Origin of the sequence: Bacillus sp. ok061, assembly GCF_900108285.1 — a bacterium.
In the GTDB taxonomy this organism is placed as follows: Bacteria; Bacillota; Bacilli; order Bacillales; family Bacillaceae_G; genus Bacillus_A; species Bacillus_A thuringiensis_S.
The window spans coordinates 159,539-172,280 of the sequence record NZ_FNUW01000003.1; the positions used below are offsets into that span (position 1 = coordinate 159,539).

Sequence of the window (12,742 nt, forward strand, 5' to 3'; positions counted from 1 at the left end):
CTTCTTATTAATTATTCCCCTTATAATCACAATGCTCAACAGGCACACGAGCATGCCCTTCTTCATCCGTACACCATGACTGTGATTGGAATGCAAGAAAGATACCAATCCATTCTTCTTCCTTTTCAAAGTGAATGAGTATCCCTCCGTCTTGCCATATGCCATTATCACCTTTCCATTTCTCTACATTCCCTTGATTCATGTGAATATCATGTATACCGTTTCCTGGTTTGAAATGAAAATAGGAATCTGGTGTATTTTCTTCTGGTCCCCATCTTTCACCAAACGCGTAAATAATCGCTTTTTCTTCTATCGCTCGCTTTATATAACGTTCTATTTTTTCGTTTAAATCATTATCTGCTCCTGCTTTTTCGGGAGGCAAAGGAATCATTTGTTTTGAATCAAATAGATTTCCTCTTACATAATCTAAAGCCACTTTCGGTTCATTGTTTTTTATTTCTGTAAAACCGAATGGTAATGTCGGTAAAATATGAATCGCTTCTGATTTAATATTGTTACTCGCAAAATATAAAACTTCTGACGGATAACTTTGCGACTTTACGTTAATTGCAATACGATAATCTACTCCAGTCTCGCCCTGTAAATGAACTTGATAATGAGGTGTTTTCCCTTTTCCAATCTTTGATTGTATAACTGTACCTTTTAACACACCGTAGTTTTTTAGGGGCATACATTTCATCTCCTATTCATTTAGTAGAAGCTATTCATATTTAAATCATTATCCACTCATAAAAAAAATCCTCCTATGTTAGGGGGATTTTTAATTTCTCAACATATACCAAACAATAACCTCTACCACTACAAGTAAAGCCGCAACAAAGATCATTAACGTCGTCTTCTTTAATAGTTCATTTTCACGGTAAGGGATATTACATAAGTAAGCACCTAGTGTAATCCGTGACGGACAAGCGATTGTCGCTACTGATGATGCGGTGTTTTGCAGTGTTGTGACGTATTGCCACGGGAGTGCTACGTTTTGTGCGGTTTGCATTTGTAGTTTTATAAACATTGCATTTGATCCTGCGTTACTACCTGTTAAAAATCCACCAATAGCGCCAATAAACGGAGCAACAAAAACGAAAAAGGTTCCAAATGTTTCACCAGCTGTCTTTGCGAGTAATAAATGCATGCCTGATGCACCCATTAGTTCTGAAATGGCGATAAACATTGTCGTAGTAATAGCAAAAGGAATCCATTGTTTGATCGTTTGCGAGAGTGATTGTTTAATAATATTAGACGGGATGCGGAAGAAAATAATAGTAAATAAGCAAGTCATACCGAGCCAAAATCCTGGTGAATATAGTAACTCTAGTTTGTAAGAGTATGATTTCAAATCAAGAACCGCATATGATCTGAACAAATCATGTAATGCTGGAACGAGGCGAGAAAGTAAAATACAAACTGTTAGAAATATATAAGGGCTAATAATTTTTATAATGGATACTTCTCTCTCCGTTGCAGCCGCATGTTCTGTTATAAGATTCTGCCCACTTTTTCCTTTTAATTTAATGATAAGAAAGCCAAATGTAATCGTAACGATAGAACTTAATATCCCGGCTAGTTCAACACTTACGTACGCATTAGAAAGATAGATTCCGAGAGAAAATAATAGAAAGAATCCTACTCCTTCTTTCCACTTTTCTATAACCGCTTGCCAGCCGCCAACAACGTGTAAAGAAAGAATAACAAAGTAAGCAAACATCGGAATACTTAATAGCGCTGTATTTGTACCAAGTGTTGTAAGAGGCATATTTATTAGCTGCGAACCGATAATCGTACCAGTTGCCATTGCGCCCCATGAACTAGCTAGTAAGCCGATAAATGAGAGCAGTACAGCTTGAAATGGTTTATATCCTAGTGAAAGAAAAATAGGTGCTGCAACCATGAAGCCAATACCGAATCCACTTACTGATTCAATAAGCGGGCAAATGCCAAAACACATAAGCAGCATTTGTAATAAACGATCCTGAGTAACTGCTTCTAGAAAACGCGCTACTTGATCGATGTACCCCATTTTGTTCATGAGGTGAAATAAAAAAATACCGAAAAATAAAACGTACCCGACAATAAAACAAATTAACCATCCTTTAATCGTTGCGTGCACAGTTTCACTTATCCCTAATCGAAACGTTGGTGAGAGTAAAACGATTCCGACAGACACTGCATAAGAAATTAACGAGGACCTTAATGACGTTTGTTTAAATAAAAATAAACAAATGAAAATCATCATAATTGGGATAAGTGCCAACAATATGGCCATGTTATCATCTCATTTCGTTTAAAATACAATTTTTAACTATTATATAACAGATGACATAATTTTCAATTGTTTTTACAACAGATTCAAAAAAAGAGCCAAACGGCTCCTTTTCATTCACTCCCATTTTCTATTATCCTGAAAAATTGTCTGCTGTCCGACTATTTTATCTAACACAACAAACACAATATAAGCACATATTACTTGCAATACAATATTTCCAAATTTCATTAATTCAAATGAATGAATCCACCTGAATAATTCGTTTAATAATACAATCGAAACAATACTAAATAATTCTACACTAATCGAAAATATACATATTTCTAAAATAGACTGTTCTTGAATGCGATTTAAGTTTGAAAAGATGAATACATATCCTAAAAATAGAGCCATCAACTCTATTTTCGTCATGCTAATGAGCCAAGCGTATAGTGGTACAGTTAAAAGAAGATATAGTAATTTCCATCTTAGCATGCCTTCTCACCCTCTAAATTATATGTATTTTCTGTATATTTTAACATTTATTGAGCAAAACAAAAAGAAGGGACTTACGCCTCTTCTTTTTGTTTTGTCGCCTGTATTAATTCACATATCCCTTCTCTTTCTCCATTTTCTAACAGCTCAATAACTTTACTTCCAACAACAACGCCGTCACATATTGTAATCATTTCTTCTACATGTTCCTTTGTTGAAATACCGAATCCTGCGACGACTGGTAAGTTGACGTGTGATTTTACTTTTTCTAAGTAACTATGAATCTCTTCTTTAAAGTTTTGACGTACTCCCGTTACGCCCGCTACTGTAACAGCATAAACGAACCCTTCTGATTCACTCGTAATTTTTTCAATTCTTTCAATAGGACTCGTTACGGTAACGAGTGGAATGAGCGCAATGTTTGCCTCTCGAAGTAACGGCGCAATAATATTTTGTTCTTCATACGGTAAGTCTGGGACGATAATACCGTCTACACCTGCTTCTATACAGTTTTCGATGAATCGTTCTTTTCCGAATGCGAGTACTGGATTTAAATATGTCATGAGTACAAACGGAATTTGTACTTCTTTCCTTACCTCTATTAATGCTTGAAAAATGCCTTTTAATGTTACGCCGCTATCTAGCGCTCGCTTTCCTGCTCTTTGAATCGTTGGGCCGTCCGCGACTGGATCTGAAAACGGAATACCAATTTCAACGATGCTTGCTCCAGCCTCATCTAGAAAACGAATTCTTTCTTTTAATTTTTCAAGGCCACCATCTCCGCCCATTACGTACGGAATAAATGCTTTCTTACCATTTTCAAACGCTGCTTTAATTTTTTCTACTCCCATTTTTTACACCTCTTCCATATAACGTTTTATACTCTCTACATCTTTATCACCGCGGCCTGATAAGCAAATAACAAGTCCTTCATCTTCCTTCATTTTCGGAGCTAATTTTAATGCGTATGCGACAGCATGTGAACTTTCTAGCGCCGGGATAATGCCTTCTTTTTTCGTTAATAATTGAAATGCTTCTAACGCTTCTTCATCTGTTATCGAATGATAAGAAACGCGGCCAATATCTTTTAGCAAGCTATGTTCTGGACCAACACCTGGATAATCGAGTCCTGCTGAAATAGAGTGTGCTTCTTGAATTTGCCCTTCTTCGTTTTGCAGAAGATACATCATTGATCCGTGTAAAACACCGACGCTTCCTTTCGTTAAAGTTGCTGCATGCTTTTCTGTATGAACGCCTTTTCCAGCTGCTTCTACGCCGTAAAGAGCAACTTCTTCATCGTGTACAAACGGATAAAACATTCCCATTGCGTTACTACCACCACCAATACAAGCAACGACTGCTTCTGGTAATTTTCCTTCTAACTCTTCATATTGTTTCTTCGTTTCATTCCCAATTACACTTTGGAAATCACGGACAATTTGTGGGAACGGATGTGGTCCGAGAACTGATCCCATAATGTAGTGTGTATCATGCACGTGTGAAACCCAGTAGCGAAGCGCCTCGTTCACCGCATCTTTTAATGTGCCGCTACCTGCCGCTACACTTTCTACTTTCGCTCCGAGTAATTCCATTCGGAACACATTTAATTTTTGACGTCTCACATCTTCTTCTCCCATAAAAATGACGCATTCTAACCCGAGAAGAGCACATACAGTAGCTGTTGCAACTCCGTGTTGTCCAGCTCCTGTTTCAGCGACAACTTTTTTCTTGCCCATTCGCACTGCAAGTAGTGCCTGACCGATTGTATTGTTAATTTTATGAGCTCCTGTATGGTTCAAATCTTCACGTTTTAAATAAATCTTTGCACCACCGCAATACTTCGTCATATTTTCAGCATAATATAGCGGTGTTTCTCTTCCGACGTACGTTTTTAAATAATGATTTAATTCCTTTTGAAATGCTTCATCTTGCATCGCTTCTTTATATGCTTCTTCTAGTTCTAGTACAGATTGCATTAACGTTTCTGGAACGTATCGTCCTCCGTATATACCGTAATGTCCTTTTTCATCTGGATATGCGTAGTTCATTTGGAACACTCCTTCGCTTTTATAATAAATTGTTTTATTTTCTCTACATCTTTCTTTCCTTCTGTCTCTACTCCGCTGCTCACATCGACCATATATGGCCGAACAGTTCGAATTGCTTCTTCTATATTAAGAGCGTTTAATCCACCAGCTAATATCGTTTTCTTTCGCAATTCTTTTGGCATATGCCCAAGTAGTTCCCATGAAAATGTCTTTCCATTTCCTCCATGAAACTTTTCTTTCGGGCTATCAAACAATATATAATCCGTTTCATATGCTTGAGCGCTTTTCATATCACTCTCTGAAGTTACTCCTAGTGATTTTATAGATGGAATATTCAATCTTCTAATTCGATGATTCTCTTCATCCCCATGTAGTTGCACATGCGTTAACCCGCACTCATCTGCAATCTTCTGAATCACTTCAACTGATTCATTTACGAAAACCCCAATTTTTAACACGTGTGCTGGAAGCTCCCCAATAATTTCTTTCGCTAGCCCCGGAGTAATTTCCCGCTTACTTTCTGCAAAAACAAATCCGATTGCATCTGCTCCGTATTCGCAAGCACATTTTGCTGTTTCAACATCAGTAATACCGCAAATTTTCACTTTCATATATTCACCTTACAATCTTCAAAAAAGCTACTAATAGAAGATGATGTCATAAGTGCCTCTCCAACTAATACCCCTTTTGCCCCAGCTCTTTTAACGCGGGTAATATCTTCTTTTGAATGAATGCCACTTTCACTAATCCAAAGTAATTTCTCCTCATTCAATCGTTTTCCTAACTTTTCAGTTTGGCTTAAATCTACTTCGAACGTTTTTAAATTACGATTATTAATGCCAATAACATGTGGATTTAGTTGGATCGCAGTTTCTAATTCCTGTTCATCATGAACTTCAACAATCGCTTCCAATCCTTTTTCTAACACGTAGCCATACAACTCTTTTAATTTCTCTTTCGTTAACGCTGCTACGATTAGTAAAATAATATCTGCTCCCGCTTCATACGCTCTATCGATTTGAATCTTATCGATTATGAAATCTTTACATAAAAGCGGAATGTTACTTTCTTCTCTTGCCGTTTGCAAATCGTGAAACGATCCTTTAAAAAATTGACCATCTGTTAAAACAGATACTGCTCCTGCACCACATTTCTCATATGTTCCCACTTGTTTTCGTACGTCAACGTGTAAATTGATATCTCCTTTTGATGGTGATGCTCGCTTTACTTCTGCAATGACAGTAAACTGCTGTAACGCTTCTACAAGTGAATGTGCCTTTCTTTTTGTTTTTACTGGTGTATACGTTTCATATAACTCCGCAACTTCCTTTTTCTTCTGTTCTACAATTTTATCTAAAATCGTCCCCACTTTAGTTCACCCTTTCTAATTTTTCGTTGCTTGCTGCAATTAATAAGTTTAATTTGGTTAATGCTTTTCCAGAGTCAATGCTATGTGTTGCTAGTTTAATTCCTTCTTCAATCGTTTCTGTTTTTCCATTTGCAAAAAGGGCTAGACCTGCATTTAATAACACAGTATCGCGGTAAACACTCTTTTCTCCACTCAATACGCCGACTGTAATCTTTGCATTTTCTTTTGAATTCCCTCCTCTAATTTCTTCATTTTTCACTCTTGAAAAACCATACTTTTCTGGATCAATATTCATTTCTACTATTTCATTATCTTTTAAAAGGACTACGTGATTTTCCCCTTGTAATGACGCTTCATCTAAAAAACCACTTCCATTTACGACAAGCGCTTGTTTCCGGCCTAACTTTTGTAATACTTGTGCAACTGGTAATAACATATCTCGTTTATAAATACCGACAAATTGTGTTTCTAAATTCACTGGATTTGTTAAAGGACCAATTAAATTAAAGATTGTCGGCACATTTAATTCTTTTCTTATTTTCATAATACGTCTTAATGCTGGATGCATCGCTGGTGCGAATAAAAATGCGATGCCGACATGCTCTAATAAATAATCAATTTCGTTTGGTGTACTGCTAATATTTACACCCAGTTCTTCTAATAAATCTGCACTTCCTGTTTTACTAGATACAGCACGGTTACCATGTTTTGCAACCTTTACGCCAGCTCCTGCGAGTACAAATGCCGATGTTGTACTAATATTAAACGTTTGGGCACCGTCACCACCCGTTCCGCAATTGTCCATTGCTCCTTGTATATGGTTCAAAAACGGTAATGCCTTTTCGCGAAGAGCTCGAACAAGGCCGTATATTTCTTCTGCTGTTTCACCTTTCGCTTTCAGTAAGACTAAGAAAGCTGCAATTTCACTTTCCAATATGTTTTCATTTAATAAAAGAAGCCCTGCTCTATACATTTCCTCTTCTGTTAAATGTTGTCCCTCCACTAATTTACGAAGATAGTTATTCATACTCTTTCCTCCTCCTTCACTTCTGTTAAAAAGGCACGTATTAACTTTCCGCCTTCTTCTGTCGCGATTGATTCTGGATGAAACTGTAATCCGAATAGCGGATAATAATTGTGACGAACTGCCATAATTTCTCCGTCGTCCATCGCTGTCGCTAATATGTCAAAACACTCTGGCAAACTCGTTTGCGCTGCAACAAGGGAATGGTAGCGCATCGCTGTTAGCGGCTGTGTCACGTATGAAAAGATTGATGTTCCGTTATGTTTTACGCGTGATGTTTTTCCGTGTTTAATGCGCTCCGCTCTAACAATTTCTCCTCCAAATGCTGATATAATCGCCTGGTGTCCGAGGCAAATACCTAATATGGGAACGTTCTTATAAAAGTGACGAATCACTTCGATACAAATGCCAGCATCCTCTGGTTTTCCTGGTCCTGGCGAAAGCACAATTCCTGTTGGATTCATCCCTTCTAGCTGTTCTATCGTTATTTGGTCATTTCTTACGACTACAATATCTTCTTCGTATTCACCTAACAGTTGATACAAGTTATAAGTGAATGAATCATAATTATCAATCAGTACAATCATTTCATTACCTCCAAGAGCGCTCTCGCTTTATTTAACGTTTCTTCATATTCAGCTACTGGGTCTGAATCATAAACAATTCCCGCTCCTGCCTGAACGTATGCTTTTTCATCCTTTATGACCATCGTTCGAATGGCGAGCGCCATATCAAGATTCCCTGAAAAACTAACGTATCCAACTGCACCTGCGTATACATTTCTTTTTTCATTCTCTAGCTCATTTATAATTTCCATCGCTCTAATTTTCGGAGCGCCTGACACTGTTCCTGCTGGTAGGCAATACGCTAATGCATCAAATCCACTCATTCGTTTTCGTAATGTTCCGTAAACTTCAGATACAATGTGCATAACGTGAGAGTATTTTTCTACTTTCATATATTTATCTATCGTCACGGATCCAATTTCACTTACTCTGCCAATATCATTCCGACCAAGATCTACAAGCATCATGTGCTCCGCTCGTTCTTTCTCATCTTCTAACAGTTCTTTTTCAATTTCCGCATCTTGCTCCTTCGTTTTCCCTCTCGGCCTCGTACCCGCAATTGGATTCGTCATCACCTTATCTTCTCTAACTGATAACAAGCTTTCCGGCGAAGAACCGAGTACAACATAATCTTGAAAATCGATATAGAACATATATGGTGATGGATTGGTAATTCGAAGCTTTCGGTATAACGCGAAAGGATCACCAATACATTCACTTTGCAAACGCTGAGATAATACGACTTGGAATATGTCCCCGGCCCGAATGTATTCTTTCGCCGTTTCTACCATCTCACAAAACTTTTTTTCCGTTATAGAAGAAGTGAATGATAATGTGGATTGTATTGCATTTACTTCAGTTTCTTCTCCTTGTAGCACTTCCTCTTTGTATACTCGTAGCCTTTCGTATACTTCCTCATAATCTGCTGAATCATCTTCCCTGCATACATATACAAACGACAACTTTTGGCGTAAATGATCGTAAACGATAAACTCACGATATAGTAAAAGGTGTACTTCCGGAACATTTAATGGGTCGTGTAAATCCGCTCCAATGTTTTCATACTGCCGAATGACATCATATCCAATATAACCAACTGCTCCTCCGCAAAATGGAAATGGGCTATCTACTTGTGAGGATGCGATTACTTCTTCTAACACTTGTAGTACGTTACCTTGTAACTTTTCTGTTTGCCCATATATCATTCGTTCTACTTCCGTACCAACGCTTTTCACCTCTCCATAAGGATTACATCCTAAGTAAGAATAACGCCCTTTATCTTGATGAAGCTGTGAACTTTCTAATAAAAATTTCTTCTTCCCTTTCATACGTCTATATAAAGAAATTGGCGTAATGCTATCTCCTTCTTCTTCAGTGATTACTAAAAATGTCTTTCTCTCTCTTTTTTGTTTTATAAATTCTTCTTTCGTCATCATGTCCTTCACCTCACTCTGAAAAATAAAAAAGTCCCCTACATATCGAAAATATGTAGAGGACGATAAATATACCGCGGTACCACCTCGTGTTGGATGCAAAAGCATCCCGCTTTGTTCAGGTACAAAATTTATACCTTATCCTTGTAACGGCGGAACCCGGGTTGCCTACTGAAAATAATTGTTCAGCATACCTCTCGTAAGCCCATTCCGTATATGGCACCGTACCGGGCTCCCACCTATTCCCAGCTCTCTGTAACGTCTCCAATATACGTACTCTTCTTACTTAAACGATTTCATTTATTTAATTTTTTATACACAAAAAGGGAGTACTCATCCTATAGAAAGGACGGGTACTCCCGTGGTGCCACCTTAATTCGTTACAAATGTAACGCACTTTACCGCATCAAAAACAATACGTGTCTCTTGTATCGATGAGATCATGTCGCCAAAGCCTACTTCTTTCGTTTCGGTTTGGAAGCTCCGAAGCCCATTCCACATCAATTCCATACTGATTCGCACCAACCATCAGCTCTCTGACATGTTCATCATGTGTACTCTTCTTCATCAACGCTTGCATTTTTTTAAGTTGCACTCATTATAGACCTAACTTTTTTCACAAGTCAATACTTTTTTTAAAATTTTATTTTTCTTTCCTTTCAATATTATATTGACAAAACAACCTCTTTTTATGTAAATATAATAAATACTCTATTAAAAATAAGGTTTTTTGTATGAATATTATATATTAAAAAAGTAAAATAACATCAAAAAACGCTTACATTTCTGAAAATTCGTATTTCTATATGGATTTTTCAGAATAATCATGATAGATTATAAAGTGAAACTTTAATCAGTGGGGGTTTTGTTCATCACCCCACTGATTATTAGTTGAACCAATCGGGCATTTACGGGCAGTTGATCTCCCACCTAACTTCCTTGCCCAGCCAATTTTAAGGTGGGAGTTTTACTACCCGTTAATGCGGGATAAATATGCATAACGCATCAAAAGACATGACAAAAGGAAGGGGAACTACATGAGTACGCAGATGTTAACTTTAACTTCTATCTCTATTTACATGCTCGGGATGTTAGTAATTGGCTATTTCGCCTACAAACGAACATCCAACTTAACAGATTATATGCTTGGCGGGCGTACACTAGGCCCCGCAGTAACAGCATTAAGTGCTGGAGCAGCTGATATGAGTGGTTGGCTTTTAATGGGATTACCCGGTGCAATGTTTAGCGTTGGATTAAGTAGTAGCTGGATTGCGATCGGCCTAACATTAGGCGCATACGCAAACTGGATCTATGTCGCTCCTCGCTTACGTACCTACTCTGAAATTGCAAACAACTCTATTACTATCCCAGAATTTTTGGAACACCGTTTCCACGACAAATCCCATATGCTACGCCTAGTATCTGGACTTGTTATTATGATATTTTTCACGTTTTATGTAGCTTCAGGATTTGTCTCTGGCGCTGTATTATTCGAAAATTCATTTGGACTCAATTACCATGTTGGTCTTCTTATCGTTGGTGGAGTTGTCGTAGCTTACACATTATTTGGTGGGTTTTTAGCTGTAAGTTGGACAGACTTCGTGCAAGGAATCATTATGGTAGTCGCTCTTATTCTTGTTCCAGTCGTAACAATTATGCACGTAAATGGACTTGGTCCAGCATTTGAAACAATTAAATCTATCGATCCGGCATTATTAGATATTTTTAAAGGTACTTCTGTATTAGGAATTATTTCATTATTCGCATGGGGCCTTGGTTATGTTGGACAACCACATATTATCGTACGCTTTATGGCAATTTCTTCTGTAAAAGAAATTAAAAGCGCACGACGTATTGGTATGAGCTGGATGATTTTTTCTGTTGTCGGAGCTATGTTTACTGGCCTTATCGGTATTGCGTACTATTCAAAAGCAGGTTTAAAACTTTCTGATCCAGAAACGATTTTCGTTGAACTTGGCACTATTTTATTCCATCCACTTATTACTGGATTTTTATTAGCAGCTATTTTAGCAGCGGTTATGAGTACAATTTCATCTCAGTTACTCGTTACTTCGAGTGCTGTAACTGAAGATTTATATCGTACATTCTTTAAGCGTTCTGCTTCTGATAAAGAACTTGTATTTGTCGGTCGTATGGCTGTTCTTGTTATCGCTTTAATTGGATGTGCATTAGCACTTAAACAAGATGATACGATTTTAGCTCTTGTTGGATACGCTTGGGCTGGATTTGGTTCTTCATTCGGACCTGCTATTTTATTAAGCTTATATTGGAAACGTATGACGAAGTGGGGCGCACTTGCTGGTATGATTTCTGGTGCCGCTACAGTAATTATTTGGACTCAATTCAAATTCTTAAAAGAATTCTTATATGAAATGATTCCTGGTTTCACTATTAGTTTACTAGTAATCGTAATTGTTAGTTTACTAACACAACCTTCAAAAGAAGTTGAAGAGCAATTTGAGGATTTCGAAAAACAACATAGTCATAATCTATAAAAAGAAATCTCTGCTGTTATCGTAACAGCAGAGATTTTTTACAGTTCGACAATCTTCTTATCAAATTTAACAAATTCTTTATGTTTCGTTAAATTTAACATAACACTACTCCTTTATAGTATGAGTATCAGCACTTATACAGAAAGGGGACTCCAACATGTTAGCAGCTTTCCAGCAACAACAAACACGAAAATTTTCACCTATCACAAATACTTCTGCGTCTTGTTTAAACATGCAACCTAACCCGCCTAAAATTTCAATTGCTCCTTCTGTTATTTCAGTCATCGGTGTTCATATGGAAAAACATAAATTAAAAATAAAAACGGGACAAAACATTGTGTTATCAGCTTCCATTTTGCCAATACAAGCAACGAATAAAGAGCTTATTTGGTCAAATATGAATTCTGATATCATCACCATATATCCAAAAGGTGACACCGTGACGATTACTGGAAAAAGTGCAGGTAAAGCAGTCGTAATCGTCACAACTGCTGAAGGCAAATTTCGTGACCTATGTGTCATTCATGTACAACCTTATATGACAAATCCAAAGTAAAAGAGTGGCTTTCTAGCCACTCTTTTACTTAATTTCAATGTGTGAATTTTTACTTGTAACAAGATTGATGAATTGGTCTTTATCTTTAGGAGAAATAACTTCTGTTTTATGTGCGCGGTAAACAATTTCAAGTCGATCCAATGACAATGCATGAGCAGCTATTGGATTTTTCGTATTTGAAATTTGTTTTATATCTTGTATAAATATGCGTTTTTTAACGAGACCTGATCTAATTGTAATTGTTTCTTCTCCGACGATGTATTTTGTCGAAAACCAACTCCACATAAATAATATTGCTAACGGAAGTGTAAAAAATAAAAGAAAATATTCTCTTCCTACAAATATGGGGGCAAAACACGCTCCAATGATAACGAAAAAAATCGGGTATAACCATACATCTTTTTTTGATGGAAATTCCACTAAACTCCCCCTCCTTCAACTAAATTTCTATAAAACAAAAAGAGAAGTATCACAA

General features: G+C 37.2%; 13 protein-coding genes and 2 other annotated features. Of the genes, 2 read left to right on the forward strand and 11 right to left on the reverse strand.

The features are described 5' to 3' along the window. Nucleotides 1–7 precede the first annotated feature (7 nt). The 10 genes from C4S65_RS05845 to trpE form a co-directional block, all read right to left on the reverse strand. Entirely contained in the window at nucleotides 8–691 is a 684-nt protein-coding gene (locus C4S65_RS05845; RefSeq protein WP_001128605.1) for a DUF2278 family protein, read from the reverse strand. Nucleotides 692–781: 90 nt separating this feature from the next. Beyond that, nucleotides 782–2,281, reverse strand: a complete 1,500-nt coding sequence (locus C4S65_RS05850; RefSeq protein WP_086405988.1) for an L-lactate permease — start codon at nucleotides 2,279–2,281, stop codon at nucleotides 782–784. A gap of 114 nt (nucleotides 2,282–2,395) precedes the next feature. Next, entirely contained in the window at nucleotides 2,396–2,755 is a 360-nt protein-coding gene (locus C4S65_RS05855) for a DUF4029 domain-containing protein (RefSeq protein ID WP_000946977.1), read from the reverse strand. 74 nt (nucleotides 2,756–2,829) lie between these two features. After that, a complete protein-coding gene (gene trpA, locus C4S65_RS05860; RefSeq protein WP_000537828.1) occupies nucleotides 2,830–3,606 on the reverse strand; it encodes a tryptophan synthase subunit alpha in 777 nt (258 codons plus the stop codon). Nucleotides 3,607–3,609: 3 nt separating this feature from the next. Then, nucleotides 3,610–4,803, reverse strand: a complete 1,194-nt coding sequence (trpB, locus tag C4S65_RS05865; RefSeq protein ID WP_001105039.1) for a tryptophan synthase subunit beta — start codon at nucleotides 4,801–4,803, stop codon at nucleotides 3,610–3,612. Continuing rightward, nucleotides 4,800–5,414: a phosphoribosylanthranilate isomerase gene (locus C4S65_RS05870; protein ID WP_000865126.1), complete on the reverse strand. Its 615-nt coding sequence runs from the start codon at nucleotides 5,412–5,414 to the stop codon at nucleotides 4,800–4,802. The genes trpB and C4S65_RS05870 overlap by 4 nt, the downstream gene beginning before the upstream one ends. Then, a complete protein-coding gene (trpC, locus tag C4S65_RS05875) occupies nucleotides 5,411–6,172 on the reverse strand; it encodes an indole-3-glycerol phosphate synthase TrpC (protein ID WP_000536710.1) in 762 nt (253 codons plus the stop codon). Before trpC ends, C4S65_RS05870 begins: the two co-directional genes overlap by 4 nt. 1 nt (nucleotide 6,173) lies before the next feature. Continuing rightward, nucleotides 6,174–7,199 (reverse strand): anthranilate phosphoribosyltransferase, encoded by a 1,026-nt coding sequence (gene trpD, locus C4S65_RS05880; protein ID WP_001067377.1) that lies wholly within the window; start codon nucleotides 7,197–7,199, stop codon nucleotides 6,174–6,176. Then, complete coding sequence (locus C4S65_RS05885) at nucleotides 7,196–7,783, reverse strand: aminodeoxychorismate/anthranilate synthase component II (RefSeq protein WP_000636341.1); 588 nt, start codon at nucleotides 7,781–7,783, stop codon at nucleotides 7,196–7,198. Before C4S65_RS05885 ends, trpD begins: the two co-directional genes overlap by 4 nt. Then, complete coding sequence (gene trpE / locus C4S65_RS05890; protein ID WP_061668035.1) at nucleotides 7,780–9,198, reverse strand: anthranilate synthase component I; 1,419 nt, start codon at nucleotides 9,196–9,198, stop codon at nucleotides 7,780–7,782. Before trpE ends, C4S65_RS05885 begins: the two co-directional genes overlap by 4 nt. A 52-nt stretch (nucleotides 9,199–9,250) precedes the next feature. Further along, nucleotides 9,251–9,495 (reverse strand) — a binding site (T-box leader). 42 nt (nucleotides 9,496–9,537) lie between these two features. Further along, nucleotides 9,538–9,775 (reverse strand) — a binding site (T-box leader). Nucleotides 9,776–10,232: 457 nt separating this feature from the next. Here trpE and putP point away from each other — a divergent pair. Both putP and C4S65_RS05905 read left to right on the forward strand, forming a co-directional pair. Further along, the gene (gene putP / locus C4S65_RS05900; RefSeq protein ID WP_000107195.1) at nucleotides 10,233–11,711 is read left to right on the forward strand and encodes a sodium/proline symporter PutP; all 1,479 of its coding nucleotides are present in this window, start codon (nucleotides 10,233–10,235) and stop codon (nucleotides 11,709–11,711) included. 157 nt (nucleotides 11,712–11,868) lie between these two features. Beyond that, on the forward strand, nucleotides 11,869–12,267 hold the full coding sequence (locus tag C4S65_RS05905) for an Ig-like domain-containing protein (RefSeq protein WP_000878734.1): 399 nt from the start codon (nucleotides 11,869–11,871) through the stop codon (nucleotides 12,265–12,267). A 24-nt stretch (nucleotides 12,268–12,291) separates the two neighbouring features. Here the strand turns inward: C4S65_RS05905 and C4S65_RS05910 are convergent, their stop codons facing one another. After that, nucleotides 12,292–12,687, reverse strand: coding sequence for a PH domain-containing protein (locus tag C4S65_RS05910; RefSeq protein ID WP_098324014.1), 396 nt, complete (start codon nucleotides 12,685–12,687; stop codon nucleotides 12,292–12,294). Nucleotides 12,688–12,742: the final 55 nt, after the last annotated feature.